At 69.8% G+C, this 19,123-nt stretch carries 18 protein-coding genes and 1 pseudogene; 8 read left to right on the forward strand and 11 right to left on the reverse strand.

The genetic code is table 11. The annotated features are described in order from the left end of the window. The 4 genes from FOZ70_RS36190 to FOZ70_RS36205 all read left to right on the forward strand — a co-directional run. Positions 1-534: LysR substrate-binding domain-containing protein (locus tag FOZ70_RS36190; RefSeq protein ID WP_258025831.1), on the forward strand; the 534-nt coding region annotated here is incomplete at its 5' end. A 101-nt stretch (positions 535-635) separates the two neighbouring features. Further along, the gene (locus FOZ70_RS36195; protein ID WP_059619260.1) at positions 636-1,325 is read left to right on the forward strand and encodes a DUF4286 family protein; all 690 of its coding nucleotides are present in this window, start codon (positions 636-638) and stop codon (positions 1,323-1,325) included. A gap of 105 nt (positions 1,326-1,430) precedes the next feature. Beyond that, a complete protein-coding gene (locus FOZ70_RS36200) occupies positions 1,431-2,750 on the forward strand; it encodes an MFS transporter (RefSeq protein WP_219707811.1) in 1,320 nt (439 codons plus the stop codon). 49 nt (positions 2,751-2,799) lie between these two features. Then, positions 2,800-3,501, forward strand: coding sequence for a DUF2848 domain-containing protein (locus FOZ70_RS36205; protein WP_059494773.1), 702 nt, complete (start codon positions 2,800-2,802; stop codon positions 3,499-3,501). A 429-nt stretch (positions 3,502-3,930) separates the two neighbouring features. Here FOZ70_RS36205 and FOZ70_RS36210 read toward each other — a convergent pair whose 3' ends face one another. Together FOZ70_RS36210 and FOZ70_RS36215 are read right to left on the reverse strand one after the other, a co-directional pair. After that, positions 3,931-5,322: an RtcB family protein gene (locus FOZ70_RS36210; RefSeq protein WP_219707812.1), complete on the reverse strand. Its 1,392-nt coding sequence runs from the start codon at positions 5,320-5,322 to the stop codon at positions 3,931-3,933. A 132-nt stretch (positions 5,323-5,454) separates the two neighbouring features. Further along, positions 5,455-6,438: an NAD-dependent epimerase/dehydratase family protein gene (locus FOZ70_RS36215; protein WP_219707813.1), complete on the reverse strand. Its 984-nt coding sequence runs from the start codon at positions 6,436-6,438 to the stop codon at positions 5,455-5,457. Positions 6,439-6,536: 98 nt separating this feature from the next. On the opposite strand from FOZ70_RS36215, the gene FOZ70_RS36220 reads away from it, so the two are divergent. Next, positions 6,537-7,439, forward strand: a complete 903-nt coding sequence (locus FOZ70_RS36220; RefSeq protein ID WP_021158186.1) for a LysR family transcriptional regulator — start codon at positions 6,537-6,539, stop codon at positions 7,437-7,439. A 111-nt stretch (positions 7,440-7,550) separates the two neighbouring features. Here the strand turns inward: FOZ70_RS36220 and FOZ70_RS36225 are convergent, their stop codons facing one another. Further along, positions 7,551-7,871: a hypothetical protein gene (locus FOZ70_RS36225; RefSeq protein ID WP_048026777.1), complete on the reverse strand. Its 321-nt coding sequence runs from the start codon at positions 7,869-7,871 to the stop codon at positions 7,551-7,553. A gap of 73 nt (positions 7,872-7,944) precedes the next feature. After that, a complete protein-coding gene (locus FOZ70_RS36230) occupies positions 7,945-8,817 on the reverse strand; it encodes a LysR family transcriptional regulator (RefSeq protein WP_059485416.1) in 873 nt (290 codons plus the stop codon). Between the two features lie 170 nt (positions 8,818-8,987). Here FOZ70_RS36230 and FOZ70_RS36235 point away from each other — a divergent pair, with 170 nt between their 5' ends. Next, positions 8,988-10,448 (forward strand): MFS transporter, encoded by a 1,461-nt coding sequence (locus FOZ70_RS36235; RefSeq protein ID WP_124475251.1) that lies wholly within the window; start codon positions 8,988-8,990, stop codon positions 10,446-10,448. A gap of 78 nt (positions 10,449-10,526) precedes the next feature. Here the strand turns inward: FOZ70_RS36235 and FOZ70_RS36240 are convergent, their stop codons facing one another. Together FOZ70_RS36240 and FOZ70_RS36245 are read right to left on the reverse strand one after the other, a co-directional pair. Beyond that, positions 10,527-10,718 carry an oxidoreductase-like domain-containing protein gene (locus tag FOZ70_RS36240; RefSeq protein WP_021158182.1) on the reverse strand — a complete coding sequence of 64 codons (192 nt, stop codon included), beginning with the start codon at positions 10,716-10,718 and terminating at the stop codon, positions 10,527-10,529. An 82-nt stretch (positions 10,719-10,800) separates the two neighbouring features. Then, positions 10,801-11,238, reverse strand: a complete 438-nt coding sequence (locus tag FOZ70_RS36245; RefSeq protein ID WP_021158181.1) for a hypothetical protein — start codon at positions 11,236-11,238, stop codon at positions 10,801-10,803. Positions 11,239-11,398: 160 nt separating this feature from the next. Between FOZ70_RS36245 and FOZ70_RS36250 the strand changes: the two genes are divergently transcribed. Further along, the gene (locus FOZ70_RS36250; protein WP_104767172.1) at positions 11,399-11,821 is read left to right on the forward strand and encodes a RidA family protein; all 423 of its coding nucleotides are present in this window, start codon (positions 11,399-11,401) and stop codon (positions 11,819-11,821) included. Positions 11,822-11,895: 74 nt separating this feature from the next. Here FOZ70_RS36250 and creD read toward each other — a convergent pair whose 3' ends face one another. The 5 genes from creD to FOZ70_RS36275 form a co-directional block, all read right to left on the reverse strand. Further along, the gene (gene creD, locus FOZ70_RS36255) at positions 11,896-13,299 is read right to left on the reverse strand and encodes a cell envelope integrity protein CreD (RefSeq protein ID WP_059492149.1); all 1,404 of its coding nucleotides are present in this window, start codon (positions 13,297-13,299) and stop codon (positions 11,896-11,898) included. Between the two features lie 114 nt (positions 13,300-13,413). Then, positions 13,414-14,865, reverse strand: a complete 1,452-nt coding sequence (gene creC, locus FOZ70_RS36260) for a two-component system sensor histidine kinase CreC (protein ID WP_219707814.1) — start codon at positions 14,863-14,865, stop codon at positions 13,414-13,416. Between the two features lie 15 nt (positions 14,866-14,880). Further along, positions 14,881-15,591 carry a two-component system response regulator CreB gene (creB, locus tag FOZ70_RS36265; RefSeq protein ID WP_059492148.1) on the reverse strand — a complete coding sequence of 237 codons (711 nt, stop codon included), beginning with the start codon at positions 15,589-15,591 and terminating at the stop codon, positions 14,881-14,883. A gap of 85 nt (positions 15,592-15,676) precedes the next feature. Then, on the reverse strand, positions 15,677-16,390 hold the full coding sequence (locus FOZ70_RS36270) for an SDR family NAD(P)-dependent oxidoreductase (protein WP_048026788.1): 714 nt from the start codon (positions 16,388-16,390) through the stop codon (positions 15,677-15,679). Positions 16,391-16,495: 105 nt separating this feature from the next. Continuing rightward, on the reverse strand, positions 16,496-17,404 hold the full coding sequence (locus FOZ70_RS36275; RefSeq protein WP_219707815.1) for a sterol desaturase family protein: 909 nt from the start codon (positions 17,402-17,404) through the stop codon (positions 16,496-16,498). A gap of 778 nt (positions 17,405-18,182) precedes the next feature. Between FOZ70_RS36275 and FOZ70_RS38365 the strand changes: the two are divergent. Then, a pseudogene (locus tag FOZ70_RS38365) lies at positions 18,183-18,977 on the forward strand (hypothetical protein); the annotation flags it as partial. Between the last annotated feature and the right edge of the window lie 146 nt (positions 18,978-19,123).

Here is a 19,123-nt window from a genome sequence, read left to right on the forward strand (position 1 = left end):
CAGCCGCTCGACGTCGCGCGCCTGGCCGAATTCCCGATCATCAGCTTCTCGCGCCACTCGGGGCCGCACGCGACGATCGAACGGCTGTTCGCGGCCGTCGAGCGGCCGGCCAGCATCAACTGCATCACGTCGGTCGCCGCGATGATCCGCCTCGTCGCCGACGGCTTCGGCGTGGCCGCGCTGCCGCCCGCGATCATCGGGCGCGAGCTGCACGAAGGCGCGCTGGAACTGCTCGACGTCGAACCCGAATTCCCCGCGCTGCCGCTCGTCGCGACGTACCGCAGCCAGGGCCTGCCGGTGGCCGCGCGCATCGCGGAACTGGCCAGCGAAGTCGCACGCGCGATGCCGGCCGCCGCAAGCCACGCCAAGCCGGCGAAAGTGACACCGACACCGACCACGGCCGATCGCACGGACGGCACACCCGCCCGCCCCGCGACGAAGGCAACAGCCAAAACACCGACGAAAGCGAAACGCACGACGCCATCCGCATCGCCCGCCACGTCCCCCGCCAAACGCCGCCCGCGCCGCTCATAAGAAAACCTGTTCACCGCGAATTTGTTTTCTTGTTGGACGGGCACGGCCCGTCTTCGGGACACTGCGGTTCCTGACACGCCCCCCGTCACGAGGAACCCGCGATGACCCGCTTCTCCCTTCCGCACGGCCAGCTTTGCGTCTGGACGGATATCGACCCCGCGCACGAAGCCGATTTCAACGCGTGGTACGACCGCGAGCACATGCAGGAACGTGTCGCGATTCCGGGCTTCACGCATGCACGGCGCTTTCGCGCGACCGATCGCGGCCCGCGCAAGTACCTCGCGCTGTACGTGACGGACGCGCTCGACGTATTCCACGGCGATGCGTACCGGCGCGCGTTCACGCAGCAGACCGCATGGTCGCTCGCGAACTTCGAGCGCATGACGGGCACGCAGCGGCGCGTCGGCGAACTGACGATCGAGGCCGGCGACGGTGAAGGCGCGCATCTCGCACTGTTCGTGCTGCCGCCGGATCGCATCGACGTGCCGCAGCTGCGCGAACGCTTCGACGACGTGCTGCACGAACCGGGCATCCATGCCGCACGGCTTTTTCGCACCGCGCCCGACCTGTCCGCACCGATCGGCGCCGATGCGGCCGCCCGCCCGGCCGCCGACGCGCTCGTGCTGATCGAAGGCAGCGATGCGGCCGCGACGCGACGCGTGGCCGCCACGCTCGCCGGCCACGACGACGTGCGCACCTTCGCGCTGCTGTGGCGCGCCGCCGCGCCGCTGCATGCGGCACGCGGCGCCGTCGACACCGAGCCTGCTGCCGCCGCCGCGCTGCCGGCCTGATCGCCTGCGCCGGTCGCCCACGCCGGTCGCCCACGCCGGTCGCCCCGCATGCGCGCGGCACGCCCGCGCATCGGCCCGGCGCTCCATCCCGTTCCCCGTCACGACATGCCCGACACCATGAGCACTCTCGCCCAGCCCGCCGCCCACGCGCCCCGCCGCGTCCGCAACAGCCGACTCGCGACCGCGAGCATGATCGGCACGTCACTCGAGTGGTACGACTTCACGATCTACAACACGCTCGCCGCGCTCGTCTTCAACCACTTGTTCTTTCCGTCGGTTGATCCGCTGGCCGGCACGATCCTCGCGTTCTCGACCTATGCGGTCGGCTACGTGTCGCGCCCGCTCGGCGGTTTCGTGTTCGGCAATCTCGGCGACCGCATCGGCCGCCGCGCGGTGCTGATGCTCACGCTCGTGCTGATGGGCGTGACGACCGCGCTGATGGGGGCGCTGCCGACTTATGCGCAGGCCGGCATCCTGAGCCCGATCCTGCTCGTCGCGCTGCGCTTCGTGCAGGGCGTCGCGCTCGGCGGCGAATGGGCCGGCGCGGTGCTGCTGTCGGTCGAGCACGGCGACCAGAAGCAGCGCGGGTTGTCCGCATCGTGGACGCAGATCGGCCCGTCGTTCGGCACGCTGCTCGGCACCGGCTGCATCGCGCTCGTGACGCTGTCGACCACGTCCGGGGACTTCCTGTCGTGGGGCTGGCGCGTGCCGTTCGCGGCCAGCGCGCTGCTCGTCGTGTTCGGTTTCTGGCTGCGGCGCGGCGTCGACGAAACGCCGCAGTTCGAACAGCTCGCCGAATCGCACGCGACCGCCGAGGTGCCGGTCGCGGACGTGCTGAAGTACCACTGGAAGCGCCTGCTGATCGCGGGCGGTTCGCGAATCGGTTCGGACGTGCTGTATGCGCTGATCGTCGTGTTCACGCTGACCTACGTGACGACCGTGCTGCACCTGTCGCGCCCCGTCGCCCTGACGGCCGTGATGATCGGCACGGCCTGCAACGCGCTCGCGGTGCCGTTCTTTGGCGCGCTGTCGGATCGCTTCGGCCGCCGGCCCGTCTATCTCGCCGGCGCGCTCGCCGGGATCGTGTGGGCGTTCGTGTTCTTCGCGATGCTCGATTCGGCGCGCCCGGGCGCGATCGTCGCGGCCGTCGCGATCGGCCTCGTGATCCACGCGGTGATGTACGGCCCTCAGGGCGCGTTCGTGACCGAGCAGTTCCCGACCCGCGTGCGCTATGCGGGCTCGTCGCTAGCGTACACGCTCGCCGGCATCGTCGGCGGCGGCTTCGCGCCGCTCGTGATCGCCACGCTGTTCCGGCAGACCGGCACGACGACGGCCGTGTCGCTGTACGTCGCCGCCGCGCTCGTCGTCACGTCGATCGCGCTCGTCGTCGCGCGCGAAACCGCGCACCGGCCGCTCGCGGATTGAGCACCGCCGCGAGTCGCTCACTTCATTCGGACTTCAAACGGATACCCGCATGCAAACCCTGTCGTTCAACGTGATTTCCAGTCACCCCGCACCGGCCACCGTCGACGTCGAGATCGAGCGCGTCGTGATCGCCGGCTGGGCCGGCCGCGATCCGGCGGCGATCCGCGCGCATATCGACGAACTCGCGGCGCTCGGCGTTGCGCCGCCGTCGACCACGCCCTGCTTCTATCGCGTGTCGGCCGCGCTGCTCACGCAGGCGCCGTCGATCGGCGTGCTCGGCGCGCGCTCGGGTGGCGAGATCGAATGCGTGCTGGTCGACAGCCCGGCCGGCACGCTCGTGACCGTCGGCTCCGACCATACGGATCGCGAGGTCGAGGCCTACGGCGTCGCGGTGTCGAAACAGGTGTGCGCGAAGCCGCTCGGTCGCGACGCGTGGCTTTACGCGGACGTCGCGGATCACTGGGACGCAATCGAGATGCGTGCGTGGCTGATCCCGCGCGATGGCGAGCGCACGGCCTACCAGCACGGCGCGGTCAGCGGCCTGCTCGCGCCCGACGTGCTGTGGCATCGCTTCGACGATCGCCGCACGATGCCCGCGCGCTGCGCGATGTATGGCGGCACGGTCGCCGTGCATGGCGCGATCGCGGCGATGGGCGACGGCGATGCGTTCGAAATGGAACTGCACGATCCGGTGCTCGGGCGCAGCCTTCGGCACCGCTATGCGGTGGAGGTGCTGCCGGTCGTCGCGTGACGGGCCACGAGGCATCGCGGGACACACGGGCACGACGGCGCTCCGTCGCGTCGCCCGCCCCGGCTAGTACGGCTGAAAGCAATGATAGTCCGGGAAGTTGACCTGCGAGTTGTCGCAATACAGCACACCCACCAGGTTGGTGCACCCGCTCAACGCGAACATGATTGCCCCCGCAACCGACACTTTCCATCCGACATGCAGCATTGCGCCCCCGGTTTCGCTTTCTCGACGTTGCCGCCATGATGCTCACCGGACGCGCCCGGGTATGTGGAGAATTGTTGTCCCGCGGGTTCGTCGGTTCACCAGGACGCTTTCCCGTGCTCATACCCATGCCCGGGCAAAACCGCGGCCCGGGAAAGCGGACGACGTATCGCCGGCCCCGGCGCAAGCCGCGGCGGCGGCCGGCGTGCGCGCCGCCCCCGCCGCCCGTCATGCCTTGAACGTGACCCACGGCTTCAACCGGACCGCGCTGCGAATGAGGCCGGCCTGTTCCTGCGCGTCGATCACGGGCCCGATCGGCTTGTAGGCTTCCGGCGCTTCCTCGATGCGGCGCTCGTCGCGCAGCGTCACACAGCGCCACGTGCCCGGCGCCTGCTCCGCGCGCATCCGCCGCACCGCCTGCCGGCGCACGCTGCGGCCGGCGCCGTGGCTGCACGACCACAGCCAGTCGGGATGACCGAGCCCCGTCGCGAGAAACGACGCATCGCCCATCGATCCGGGAATCAGCGCGAGATCGCCGTCGCGGGCGGGGGTCGCCCCCTTGCGATGGACGTTCATCCCGTTTTCGCGCAGCACGACGTTGTGCGGCACGTCGACCACGAGTGCCGAACGGGTCTCGCCGGTGAGCTCCGCCAGTTCCTTGCGAACCATCTCGGCAAGCACGACACGGTTGAGCCACGCATAACGCGCGGCGGTGCCCATCGCGACGAGATAGTCGCGCGCCAGCTCGCCGGAAAGGCCGTACAGGCCGCTTTCCGGATGCCTGACGCCCGCCGGCCATGCCGCGCGCGCCCGGTCCATCCAGCGTCGCCCGACGTAGAAGCCGACATCGCGCGAACCGCTGTGGATCATCACGACGACGTCGTCCTTCGCGAGTCCCGCCCGGTAGGCCGCATGCCGGTCGAGCACGGCGTCGACCACCTGCAGTTCGACGAAATGATTGCCCGAGCCCGGAGTGCCGAGGCAAGGGTCGCGGAATACCTCGCGCGACCCGACATGCGCGTCGGGCGCGTATTTCGCGCTGCCGTCGAACCGGTCGAGGCCGATGCACGACGACAGTTCGTCGATGAGCCGGTCGCGGTCGACGTGCGCCCAGAGCCCCTGCGGCGCGACGCGATCGACGAATGCCGCCGGGCCCGCGTCGAACAGCGCGCGGAAGGCATCGCTGCCGACCGGCACGTCGCGCCGGTCGGCGAGAATCGCCCGCGTCAGCCGCTCGACGAGCGCCGTCTCGAACGGCGCGAGCGCCGAACGCTTGAGGCCCGTGGTGACGAGACGCATCCCGCAGTTGATATCGGTGCCGATCGCGGCGGGAATCACGAACGCGTCGTTGGTCGCGACGATCGAGCCGACGGGCGCGACCCCGCCCGGATGAAAGTCCGGCGTCGCGCAGGCCTTGCATACGCGCTGATGGCCATCCGGCGAACGGACGGCCGCGAACGCAAGCAACTGCTGGACGGCCTTCTCCTCGAGCGGGAGCGAAGCGGGCAACAGGACGGACGCCTGCGCCAGTTCATTGCGCAGGTGATAGATGCCGGCGTGATGGTCGACACGGATGCCTTGCCGTTGCAAGGCCTTTTTTAAACGAGGAAAGGTAGACATCGCTGCTGAAAATGAAAAAGGTACGACGCGACCTCCGGCATTCCGGCGGTCGTGGGTACCTTCCTGCAGCAGCGTCGAGGAAGGGAGCGCGGATCATAGCAGAACGCGATTGCGTTCGCGCGCCCCCGTTGCTCACTTGAGACACCCGAGCCCCGCCAGCGTCGCCTCGATCGCGGTATCGAGCGGCGTGACCGGCTCGCGGCCGAGCACCGCGGTCACCCGCGTGTTGTCCAGCCGGATCGGCTCGCGCCACAGGTAGCGCATCTCGAGCAATTCGCGCAGCGTCGTGACGAACGGCGCCGCGACCCACACGAACCACCACGGGAACTTGCGCATCGTCGGACGCAGCCCGTGCCGCTGCGCGACGCGGCGCACGGCGTCCGCCATCTGCGTGCCGTCCGCGTCCCAGTGCCCGCCGAGGTGAAAGCGCGCGAACGGTTCGAGCGTGTCGCGCCGCTCGATCAGCTCGACCATCGTGCGCGCGGCGTCCGGCACATACGACCACTGATGCCCGACGCCGTCCCGCCCCGGCACGCTGATGGCCGCCACCGGCTGCCCGGCCTTGACGAGCCCCGCCGCAAACCAGCTGTTGCCGGTGAGCTTCGGCCCGAAGAAATCGCCTGCGCGCACGATGATCGTGCGAACGCCATGCGCGGCCGCATCCTGCAGCCGGCGCTCCAGTTCGACGCGGATCGCGCCCTTGCGCGTCGACGGATGCTGCGGCGCATCTTCGTGCAGCACCGGAAACGCATCGGCGCCGTAGTTGTACACCGTACCCGGCAGCACGACGGTGGCCTGCTCCGCCTGCGCCGCCGCGATCGTGTTGTCGATCATCGGCAGCACCTGCCCGGCCCAGTTCCGGTAGCCGGGCGGATTCACCGCGTGCACGATCACGCTGCACCCGCGCGCGGCCCGGACGACCGCGTCGCGGTCCATCGCGTCGCCGCGCATCCATGCGATGCCGTCGCGCTCCACGGTGTCGGCGTCGAGCCCGCGCTTCAGCGCGCGCACCTGCCAGCCCGCATCGCGCAGCTGCCGCGCGACTTCCCCGCCAATCCCGCCGCTTGCGCCGAGCACGAGTGCCTGCCGTTGCGTCCCGCCTGCGTGGTTCGTCATTGCCGCTCTCCTTGAATGAACCGTCATGACACGCATTCTGGCGCGCCGGAGGCTATCAAGGAATTGCCGAACACAATGGATCGGCTATACATTTATGCATGACCACCGATCTGAACTGGGAACGCTACCGCACCTTCCTTGCCGTGCTGACGGAAGGCTCGCTGTCCGGCGCGGCGCGGGCGCTCGGCATCACGCAGCCGACGGCCGGCCGCCACGTCGCGGCACTCGAGGCCGCGTTCGGCCAAACGCTGTTCACGCGCTCGCCGTCCGGCCTGCTGCCGACCGAGGCGGCGCTCGCGCTGCGCGGCCATGCGGAGGCGCTGCGCAGCGCGGCCGCCGCGTTCGAGCGGGCGGCCGCGAGCCACGGCGCCGGCGTGCGCGGCATCGTGCGGATCTCGGCCAGCGACGTGATCGCCGTCGAAGTGCTCCCGGCGGTTCTCGCGCAATTGCGGCGCAACCATCCGGGGCTCGTCATCGAGCTGGTGCCGACCGACCGCATCCAGGACGTGCTCAAGCGCGAGGCCGACATCGCGGTCCGGATGGCGCCGCCCGCGCAGGAGGCGCTCGTGGCGCGGCGCATCGGCGAAATCGATGTCGCGCTGTATGCGCGCGACGACTACCTGGCGCGCAACGGGGCGCCCGCGACGATCGACGAACTCGCGCATCACGCGCTGATCGGCTTCGACACGGTCACGCCGTTCATCCGCTCGGCGGGCCGCGGCATGCCGATGTGGAAGCGCGACGCATTCTCGCTGCGCACCGACAGCAACCTGGCGCAGCTCGCGATGATCCGCGCCGGCTACGGAATCGGCTTCTGCCAGACCGGGCTCGCGAAACGGGACGCGCGGCTCGTGCGCGTGCTGCCGGACGGGCCCGCGATGCAGCTGGAAACGTGGGTCGTGATGCACGAGGACTTGCGCACGAACCCGCGCTGCCGTGCGGTGTTCGATGCGCTGGCCGACGGGCTGCGTGCGTATGTGAACGGCGAACCGGCCGAATAGGCGGTTGGGCGGTTGGGCCGTTCAGCCGTTCAGCCGTTGAGCCGTTGAGCCGTTGAGCCGTTGAGCGATTCGCAGCGGCGAAGGTAAAGCAAACGAATCGCCCGAGCGGCGCTATTCGTAGCTTTTCCCGGCGAACAGGATGTCCGCCATGCGCCGCCACGGATTGTCGGGCAGGTCGTAGTAGCGCAGCCCTTCCTCCGACGCCTCGGCCCAGTCGACCATCGCGTCCAGGTACTCGCCGATCGAGTGGTTTTCCCAGCCGAGCGCGGCGCGCGCATACGGCGACGGCGGCAGGTCGGCCTCGAGCTGCCGCTCCTTGTTCCAGTCGTGGCCGAGCACGCGCAGGAAGTGGATCAGCGAGCGTTCGTCGACCACGCGCTCCAGCGCATCCTGCAGCTTCGCGGCCATCTGGCGTTGCAGTTCGTCGTTCATTTTTTTCTCCTGGCGCGCCTCTCAGGTACGCGCCGCCGCGCATCGCGCGGCCCGGTTCCACGGTTCCTCGGTTCTACATCAGCAATTGCCGCGACAGCACCTCGCGCGCCTGCGTGACGGTTTCGCGTTCGCCCGGCATCGGCGGCGTCAGCGAAAACACCGCATCGGGCAGCGGCGGCAGACGGTATTTCGCGCCGAGCCGCATCATGCCCTCGCCGATCGCCGACGCGCACAGACAGCCCACACCGAGCCCCGCCGCCAGCATCGACTGCAGCCCCGCGACCCCCGACGCGCTGTGCACGAGCCGGTACGGCATATGCCGTTCGTCGAGCGCGCGCACCGCGACCTGATGCATCATGCAGTCGTCCGGCAGCAGCACGAGCGGCAACGGCTCGGGCAGTTGCTCGGCGAGCGCGGGCGACGCGACCCACGACAGCGGCTCACGCCGCAGCACCCAGCGCGTATCGGCCGACGCCGGCCGGAACGGCCCGCTCGACAGGTTCATCACCACGCCGAGATCGACCTGCCCCCGCGCATGCGCCGCCTCGATGTCCGCGCTCTTCATCGCGCTGACGTGCAGGCTCAGTTGCGGGTAGCACTCCCGCAGCCGGGCCAGCAGGCCCGCGACTTCGTTCGTCCGGTAGTAATCGGTGATCGCGACGCGCAGTTCGCCCTTGATCGCCTGCCCGCGCACTTCGTCGAACGCGGCCTCGTTCAGCGCGACGATGCGCCGCGCGTGCTGCAGCAGCCGCGAGCCGGCCGGGGTCGGCTCGACGCCGCGCTTGCTGCGCACGAACAGCGGCACGCCGGCGCGCGATTCGAGCTTGCGCACCTGCTCGCTGACCGTCGACTGCGACAGGTGCAGCAGCGGCGCGGCGGCCGTCAGGCTGCCGGCATCCGCCACCGCCGCGAAAGTACGCAACTGATCCAGGTCGAAACCGCGCATCGCCCTTCTCCATCCATCGAATAACCCGATGGATGCTACCACCAATTCCCGCTTTTCCGATTCATTGACACCACCCAGAATGGGGGTCAATCGCCCGCCCCCGGCCGAACCGGCGCCCCCGGCGCCGCGTCCGGCGTGGATGCGGCCCTCGTTTCTTCGGACTGGTTTCCATGACCCACGACACCCTTGCCCCCTGCGGCCCGGCCGGCACGGCCGCCGCGGCGACACCGCGCAGCCACCACGGCTGGGCGCTGGTGGTCCTGCTGGTTGGCGCGATTTTGCCGCCGCTCGACTACTTCATTGTGAATCTGGCGCTGCCGGCCATCCGCGACGGCATCGGCGCGCGCCCGGCCGAGCTGCAGCTCGTCGTGTCGGCATACGCGTGCGCGAACGCCGTCGTGCAGATCACCGGCGGCCGGCTCGGCGACCTGTACGGCCGCAAGCTCATGTTCATGATCGGGATGGCCGGCTTCGTCGTCGCGTCGACGCTGTGCGGGCTCGCCGGCAGCGGCGCGGTGCTGGTCGGCGGCCGCGTGCTGCAGGGCCTGTTCGCCGCGATCCTCGCGCCGCAAGTGCTCGCGACGATCCGCAGCGTGTTCAGCCCGCAGGAGCAGGTGCGCGTGATGGGCTTCTACGGTTTCGTGTTCGGCCTCGCGGCCGTGATCGGCCAGCTCGGCGGCGGTGCGCTGATCAGCCTGCATCCGTTCGGGCTCGGCTGGCGCGCGATCTTCCTCGTCAATCTGCCGATCGGCATCCTGGCGCTGGTCGGCAGCTGGCGCTTCATCCCGGAAAGCCGGCCGCCGCGCAGCCAGCGCATCGACGTGCCCGGCATGGCACTGCTGTCGCTGTTCCTGCTGATGCTCGTCTACCCGCTCACGCACGGGCGCGAGGCCGGCTGGCCGCTATGGATGGTCGCGTGCCTCGTCGGCGCGCTGCCGATGCTCGGCGCGCTGCTGGCGGTCGAGGCGCGCCGTCTCGCGGGCGGCCACGATCCGCTGCTCGACGTGCGCCTGTTCCGGAACCCGGTCGTCGCACTCGGGCTCGTGCTGGCGTTCCTGTTCTATACGCTGAGCGCGTTCTTCCTGAGCTACGGGATCTATCTGCAGGGCTGCCTGAACTGGTCGCCGCTCGCATCGGGGCTCGCGATCCTGCCGCTCGGGCTCGGCTTCCTGTCGAGCCCGCTGCTGATGCCGCGACTCGTCGGCCGGTTCGGCGGCTATCGCGTGCTCACGCTCGGTTTCGCGATGCTCGCGGCCGGCGTCGCGACGGCCGCCGCGCTTGCCGGTGCGGCCGCGCCGGGCCCCGGCTTCTACGTGGGGATCGCGGCGATCGGTGTCGGCCAGGGCCTCGTGCTGCCGTCGGTCGTGCGGATCGTGCTCGCGGAAGTCGATACCGCGCGCGCGGGCGTGGCGTCCGGCATGGTCACCGCGATGCTGCAGATCGGCGCGGCCGTCGGCGCGGCGACGCTCGGTGGCGTGTTCTTCGCGCGGCTCGGCACGCATCCGGCCGCGCTCGATTATGTGCAGGGCTTCAGAACGTCGATGTTCGCGCTGACGGCCGTGCTGCTCGCGTGCATCGCGCTGTCGGCCATGCTCGGGCCGCTGCATCGGCGGCTGCATGCGGGCGCGTGACGCGGAGCCGGCGCGCATTGCCGGCGCGGCTCGAGACGCGCGGCACGTGCGCACCGCTTGCCGGCATCGGGCGTGTCGTCATGGCTTGCGCTGCGCGTGCCGCGCTTCCCACTCCGCCAGTTCGACGCGATAGCGCGCCAGTGCTTCGTCGTACAGGTCAAAAACGCACGGCGAACAACCGCTGTTGCAGCAGTCTTCCAGTTCGGGCTGTACGGGCGGGGTCGGACGCGGATCGTCGATGGACGGATCGGTGGGGGCAGGCGTGGGCACGGCGAAAATCGAATGGCGGAAAAGATCCAGTATAAGTGGATGCCGCCCGGCCTGTCGGCGGTGACACCCGGCAAACGCTGCATCACATCCCCAGGATCGTCACCTGGTCGTGGCGAAGCCGAACGTCGCGTGTCCACGCGTCGACTTCCGCGATCACGCCGGCCAGCGCGGCGCAGCTTGCGTCGAGACGCGCGACGAAAGCCTGCCGCGATCCGCTGAAAATGAAACCGAGCCGGTCGAGCGCGTCGGTGCGCTGCGCGGCGTTGCCGAGCCTCCTGCCCGTGTCGGCCAGTTCGGCGACGATCGCAAGCCAGTCGGCCATGCCGACGGCGTTGAACGCGTAATGGTCGTAGTCGGGGATCTGCCGCGCGATTGCCGCCTCGAGCAGCCCGAACACTTCCTCGTCGAAGAACAGCGACCCGGCATTCCAGCAGGTGCGCGCATACGGCCCGCCCATGAGTTCGACGTACGCGGTGCCGTCGAGCGCCGCACGATCCTTGATGACGCGGATATCGTCCATGTGTGTCGTCTTGATCGCGGAACAACGCCCCATGCGTCGCCGCGCGTTCATCCATAATGGCGCGATTGTCGACGAAGCGAGCGGTGCTGTCGACGGCGCGCCTCCGTTGCGCGGCCGCTCGCCGCAAGCCGTGCAGCCGCCGCCCCACAGGAGCCGCGTGATGGCCGAAGCAGTGAATCCGCCGGAAGTCTGGGCGCCGTTCGGCGCGTTCTCGATGGCCGTGATCCAGGGCAACGGCCGGATCGTGCATCTGAAGGGGCAAGTGGCGCTCGACCGCGACGGCCAGGTGGTCGGCCACGGCGACATGCGCATGCAGGTGCGGCAGACGCTCGACAACATCCGCGCCGTGCTCGCCGCGATGGGCGGGCAGATGCAGGACGTGATCTCGCTCGTCCACCATGCGACCGACATCGATGCCTTCATGCAGGCCGGCGACATCCGCAGCACGTATTTCGCCGCGCCCTATCCGGTGACGACGACCGTCCAGGTCGAACGTCTCTACCATCCCGACCTGCTGATCGAGATCACCGCCGTCGCCGAAATTCCGCTCGCGCGTTTTCGCCGGCCCGCATCGCGCGCGTGAAGCGCGGCTGTCCCGCGCCGGATGACGCGCCGGCCGTCGCATTGCCGACCGGCGCTTCCTCGCCACCCGCGTGCCTACTTCGCCTGCGCGCCCGGCTTCACGGCGCCCGCGGCCGCCTTGTCGGCCAACGGTTGCCACGCGGCGCCGAGCGAATACCAGTCGACGCGGCGCGTGAGCGTCATGATGCCGGCGAGGATCGCGAACAGCAGCAGCGAACCGAGCATCAGCGCGTTGTCTTCCGACAGCAGCAGCCCGTAGAGCGCCGCGTACAGCACCGCGAGCAGCGCCGAGAACACCGCGCCGCGCTTCACGCTGTGCAGCACGAACGACAGGTAGAAACCGAGCAGCCCGATGCATGCACCGCTCGCCGCGAGATACGCATACGCAAACGCGATGTGTTCGGAGAGGCTCAGCAGCAGCAGGAAGAACAGCGCGAGCGACAGGCCGACCAGCGCGTACTGGATCGGGTGAATGCGCAGCCGCTTCACGAGCTCGTACATGAAGAAGCTCGCGAACGTGAGCATCACGAACAGCGCACCGTACTTCGTTGCGCGTTCGGCCTGCAGATAGACGTTCACGGGTTCGATCATCGACACCGACGCCGTTTCGATCGCGCCTTCCCCGTTGCCGGTCGCGATCTGCTCGCGCGCCTTCGTGTTGAACGACGTCACACGCCAGTTGCCGGTGAAGCCGCGCGCATCGACCGTGCGGTTGTTCGGCAGGAACGCGCCGTCGAAACTCGGATGCGGCCACGTCGACTTCAGCGAGAAATCGTTCTGGTCGCCCACCGGCGCGAACGCGACGGACTCCGCGCCCCGCAGCGGCAGGTCGATGCTGAACGGCACGACCGCGCCAGCTCCCGCTCCCGCGCCTGCTTCGGCCAGCGCCGCGAGGTCGACGTTCGCGTGCACACCCTGGCGCAGGCTGTCCAGCCGCGTGCCCTGCTCCACGTCGAAACGCGCGCCGCCGATACGCACGTCGGGTTGCGCGGTCAGCCCGCGAATGTCGCCGATGCCGATCGCGACATAGGCGTTGTCGACCTTGAAGCTCACGTGGCCGTCCGCCTGCGGCAGCTTCTTCAGGTCCGGCAACGCCAGCGTGCCGGTCAACCGGCTCGTCAGTTCGTACACCAGCGCCTTGTGGATGCCGCGATAGCGGACGCTGGTCGTCAGCGTGCCGTCGACGTTCAGCGTCTTCGGAAACACGAGCAGGCGCTTCGTCTCGCTTCTCAGGCTCGTCTTCGTCGCGCCGCCGGCGGGCGTCTCGTCGCGCACGCGCGTGACTTCCGTGTAAGGCACGACAAGCACGGGCCCCGACACCGTCTGCGGCCCCGCATAGCTCGACCAGATGCTCTGCAGCGCGTCCATGCGATACGCGGAGCGTTCGTGCACGATGCTTTGCACCATCTGCAGCGGGATCAGGATCAGCAGCGCAAGCAACGCGGTGATCACGAATTTGAACAACAGGACTCGATTCATGGCCGACAGGTACCGGAGTAAAAGGTACCGCCAGCATGCGCCGGCCCGGTGAAGGGCGATTGAAGCCGGTGTGAAGCGAATGTGGGGCGAATGTGGGGCGAACGTGAAGCGCGGTCAGGCCGCCGACGGCAGCGTGAGCGTCGCGCACGCGCCGCCTTCGTCGCGGTTCGCGAGCGCGACCTGGCCGCGGTGCAGCATCGCGACTTCGCGGACGAAACACAGCCCGAGGCCCGTGCTGCGATCCTGCCCGTCGGGGCGCGGCAGCGAATAGAAGCGCTCGAACACGCGCGCCAGTGCGTAGTCGGGCACGCCGGGGCCGTCATCGGCGACGCGCACGATCGCGACGTGCGCCCTGCCCGCCGGCTGCCGTTCGAGCGCGATGCGGATCGTGCTGCCCCGCGGCGCGAAATCCAGCGCGTTGTCGAGCAGGTTGCCGAGCGCCTGGCGCAGCAGGAACGGATCGCCTTCGACGACCGCCGGGGCGGCCGCGTCGTTCGCGTCGATCGCCAGGTTCACGCCGCGCTGCCGTGCGCGCGGCTCGATATCGTCGACGAGCTGTTCGAGCACCGGCCGCAGCGCGACCGGTTCGCGCACCGACAGCCGCTGCTTCTGTTCGACTTCGGCGAGCGCGAGCAGCTTGCGGATCATCTGTTCGAGGCGGCCGGCCTGGCGACGGATGTTCTCAGTGAAGCGCCGGCGGTTCGCAACCGGCATGTCTTCCTGCAACAGCTCGGCTGTACCGCTGATCGCCGCCAGCGGGCTTTTCATCTCGTGCGTGAGCGTGTGGATGTAGTTCTCGACGTACTGCCGGTCCTCCAGCCGCTGATGCATGCTTTCCACCGCGCGCCCGAGCTCGGCCAGCTCGCTCGCGCCCTGCAGCGGCATGTCGGCCCGCTCGCCCGCCGCAATCGCGCGCGCATAGCGCTGCAGGCGACGCAGCCCGACCACCAGCCACCAGGTGCACGCGACGCCGATCAGGATCGCGCCGCCCATCAGCAGCGCGCCGTACAGCATGATCTTGCGCTGGCTGCGCGCGATGAACGGCGCGACCGTCTGGTTCGGCTTCGCGATCGTCAGCACGCCGATGATCTCGTTGCCGCGCCGGATCGGTGCCGCCACGTGCATCACGGTGCTGCTGTCGTCGTTCGGATCGCTGCGCGTGCTGCGCGCGCCGTATTCGCCGCGCAGCGTCCGGTACACGTCGTTCCAGCGCGAATAGTCCTGCCCGAGCGCGCGGCCGGTCGAGTCGTAGCGCACGATGCCGTGCGCGTCGGTGATGTAGAGGCGGTAGCCGATCACGTTCTTCTGCACGCCCCACACGTTCGCGCTGACCGGGCGTTCGTGAAGTTGCGCGAGCTGCCGCGCGAAAGCGCCGTCGGCGATATGGCCGCTGGCCATGTCGTCGGCGGCCAGCGTCGCGAGCACTTGCGCGGTATCGACGAGGGTGTCCTCCATCGCCTCGCGCACGCCGGGCTTCACCTCCTGCACGAACACGCGCAGCGTGATCAGCGCGGCCAGCCCGACGATCAGGAAAAAGCCGAAGAAGATGCGCAGGCCGATATGCATGGGCGGTGCCGGTCGTTACGGTTGCAGCGAATAACCCATCCCGCGATGGGTGCGGATCGGGTCGCGCTCGGGGTCGATCGCGCGCAGCTTGGCGCGCAGCGTCTTGATGTGCGTGTCGACCGTGCGGTCGGCCGAATCGAAGGCCTCGTGCCACACGAGATCCATCAGCTGCTCGCGCGAGTAGATGCGCCCGGGATGCCGGACCAGCAGCGCCAGCAGCCCGAATTCGTAGCGCGTGAGATCCAGTGCGTGGCCGAGCCACGACACGCGCGCGCCATCGGTATCGACCGTGAAGCCCGGTGCGGTCGTCGCATCGGGTGCCGGCGCGGGCGCGGGTATCGATTCGGGGGCGGCCGCCCGGTGGAAACGCCGCAGGATCACGCGCACCCGGGCCGCCAGCTCGCGTGGCGAAAACGGCTTGACCACGTAATCGTCGGCACCGATCTCGAGCCCGACGATCCGGTCGATTTCGTCGTGCCGCGCGGTGAGGAAGATCACCGGCACGTCGGAGAACGTGCGCAGCCGCCGGCATACCTCGAAGCCGCTGAGGTCCGGCAAGCCGACGTCGAGCACGACGAGGTCGAAGCGCGCATCGCGCAGGCGGTCGAGCGCCGCCTGCCCGAGGGTGCAGTGGACGGTCTGCATGCCGTCGGTGCCGAGGGCGTAGACGATCGTGTCCGCGATCGCCACTTCATCTTCGACGATCAGGATATGGGGCTGATGCATGGTCTCGGGCTGGGCTCGCGTGGGTCCGGTGCGCCATTGTACGCACGGCCGGCCGCCGCGCGAGCGCGAGCCCGTGCCCGCCGGACTACGCGACGCGGCCGGTCACCGGAATCGACGCGCCGGTGATCGCCTGCGCGTCGGCCGACAGCAGGAAGCCGATCGTCGCCGCGATCTGTTCCGGCCGCACCCAGCGCGAGAAATCCGCGTCCGGCATGTCCGCGCGGTTCGGCGGCGTATCGATGATGCTCGGCAGGATCGCGTTCACCGTCACGCCACGGTCGAGCAGTTCGGCCGCCAGCGCCTCGGTGAGCCGCGCGACGCCGGCCTTCGCGGCCGCATAGGCGCCCATTCCCGCGCCGGCCTTGAACGCCGCGCCCGCGCCGATGTTGACGATACGCCCGGCCGGGTTCGCCAGCAGGTGCGGCAGCGCGGCCTTCGATGCGTTCAGCGCGGTCTTCACGTTCAGTTCGTACATGCGGTCCCACGTGGCGGCGTCGCCGTCGGCGATCGTCTGCCACACGAATGCGCCCGCGATGTTCAGCAGCGCGTCGACCCGGCCGAATTCACGCTGCACGGTATCGAGCGCCCGCGCGGCGGCCTGCGGATCGACCAGATCGATGCCGCCGATGCGCAGCGCGTCGGCCGGCACGCCGGGCAGTGCCTCTGCCGCCGGGGCCGCGCCGCGGCCGATCAGCGCGACGCGTGCGCCGCGCGCGCCGAGCCACGCGGCCGTCGCGACGCCCAGATGGCCGAACCCGCCGGTGATCGCGACTGCCTTGCCTTTGAAATCGTGTTCCATCGATGTTTTCTCCTGGATCGAGGGTTGCCTGATGATGCGTATTGCATGGGTCATGCCGGCCACGGCACGCATGCGCGACCGGCAATTCGACACAGCGTAGCGCGTTCACGCATCCGTGCGCACGGCGACGAGGCGGCGGCGGCGCAGTTCCTCCGTCGTTTCGCCCTGGTTGTCCGGGCGCCAGCCCGGCGGCAGCAGCACGAAGCGGATCGCCGTCCACGCGTCGCGGGCCGTCGCGACGTCGCGGGCGAGGCTCGCCCAGTGTTCGAGTTCGACGACGAACGGATTGCGCGAACGGGTCGGCGTGACGAGGCCGAAACGGCACGGCTCGTCGTCGCGCTCGGCGACATAGGTGCCGAACAGCCGGTCGAACACGATCAGCACGCCGCCGTAGTTCGCATCGAGGTAGTCGAGGTTCGACGCATGGTGCACGCGGTGCGCGGACGGCGTATTGAACACGTATTCGAGCCAGCCGAGCTTCGGCATCCACGTGTTGTGCAGCCAGAACTGGTACATCAGGTTGAACGACAGGATCGCGAGCACGGCTTCCGGACGCACGCCGAGCCATACAAGCGGCGTGAAGAACATCGCGGCGCCGGCGATCTTGCCGGTCCAGCCGAGGCGAAATGCGGACGACAGCGTCAACTGGTTCGGCGAGTGATGCACCGCATGGGTCGACCAGAAGAAGCGCACGCGGTGCGACGCGCGGTGATACCAGTAGTAGCAGAACTCCTGGCCGACGAACACGAGCAGCGCGAGCGCGACGCTGTGGAGCGGGATCGTGAAGAGCCGGTGCGCCCAAGCGAAATCGAACACCGGCGTGGCGAGCGACAGCGGCACCAGCGCGAGCAGCTTGCGGCCCGCGAGGTCGGCGAGCGACAGCCATACCTCGTTCCAGTCGAACGGTTCGGGCCCGCGGGCGCGGCGCCAGGTGAGCACGGCCGCCTCGACGAGCGAGACGGCGACGATGAAGAGCGTGACGTAGTACGCGAGCTTTCCGGTGGTCGTGAGCATGATGGGTCGTTCCTTCGGTTGAGTCGGACGCGTCATGGGCGGCACGGGCCGCCATCGCGTCGGATGGAACGCACTGTAGTGGGCGCGGAACGGAAAGACCACGCGGGAAATATGTCGCCGTATGTCGCGGTACGTCGCGGTCGGCGGCATTCAGGTGATGCGCGGCGGTCACACGCGCTTGTCGACTGGAGCCGGGCCGGTTCGCGGCGGCGCGTGGGCATCTCCGGCGGGAAATGTGTCGCCGCATGTCGTGACGAAGGCGGTCGATGGCGTGCGACACGACATGGGCCGATGGACAAGCCTGCGCGGCAGGCGAGCACAGTCGTGACCGGCCGGAAGCCGATTCTTCGGACGGTATACGACGGCGGACGGTTCCCTTCATGTTTCGGAGAAGCCGGTTCCGGTCGCGTGTGGCCCACCGCATGCGTTCAACTGCATGCGTTCAATTCGCGTGACGTGGCTCGACACGGAGCACGCGCGGATCGGCCCGCAAATGTGTCGCCGCATGTCGCCGCGACACGATTTCGCGCCGCGCTCGACACGTTCCGCCCCGCGCGGCCGCCCTCCGCCTTCACGCGATAGCACTGCCGGCAGCCTTGCCCGGCGCGGCATGCCCGCGATCGGCGCGGACGGCATACGCATTCGTCGTACCTCGAAACAGCACGACACGTGTAACACCGCGACATCTTTTATGACGCGACGGGCGCGTGTCGTCGCCCTAAAGTTCGTTCCGTCGCCACGCCACCGCGTGCACCGAAACGAACCGCAAGGACACCCGATGAAAACCCGCTTCCTCGTCACCGCCGCCGCACTCGCCCTCGCCTGCGCGCCGGCCTTCGCCGGCTGGTCCGGCCACGGCACCGCGTACACCCCGCGCGGCACCTACAACGGCGCGCACGCCGGTTCGTGCGGCGGCGGCAGCTGCTCGCATGCGGGCGGCGTAATCGGCCCCGGCGGCGGGATCGCGACCAATACCGGCACCGTCACGCGCACCGCGCCCGGCCAGTTCTCGAACAGCGGCACGGCCGTCGGCCCGAACGGGCGCTCGGTGGAACACAGCGGCGACACGAGCTGCGCGGACGGCACCTGCTCGCATACCGGTTCGCTCACGGGCTCGGACGGCCGCAGCGCCACGACATCGGGCAGCGTGACGCGCAACGGCCCGGGCCAGTATGGGTCGAGCGGCACGATCACGGGATCGAACGGCAATACGGCCAGCCATACGGCGTCGACGAATTGCGCGGGCTCGACCTGCTCGCGCTCGGGCACCGTGACGGGCACCGACGGCGCAAGCGTCACGCATTCCGGCAGCGCGACGCGCGTGGCGCCGGGCGTCGTGACGACGTCGGGGGGCTCGACGGTCGTACACGGCGGCACCGTCTCGACCGGCGGCACGACGGTGATCCACGGCAGCACGGCGGCAGGCGGCGCGGTCGTCGTGGCCGGCGGGACGGTGCCGGTTCCTGTCGGGGTGCCGGTGCCGGTGCCGGTGCCCGTCGCACCGCCTCCGCCCGCTGCGGTGGTCGTGACGCCCCCGCCGCCCGCCGCCACGGTCGCTGTCGCGGCACCGGCAGGCTTCCGGCCCCCCCCCCCCCCCCCCCCCCCCCCCCCCCCCCCCCCCCCCCCCCCCCCCCCCCCCCCCCCCCCCCCCCCCCCCCCCCCCCCCCCCCCCCCCCCCCCCCCCCCCCCCCCCCCCCCCCCCCCCCCCCCCCCCCCCCC

Source organism: Burkholderia sp. COPS (genome assembly GCF_019425585.1).
In the GTDB taxonomy this organism is placed as follows: domain Bacteria; phylum Pseudomonadota; class Gammaproteobacteria; order Burkholderiales; family Burkholderiaceae; genus Burkholderia; species Burkholderia cepacia.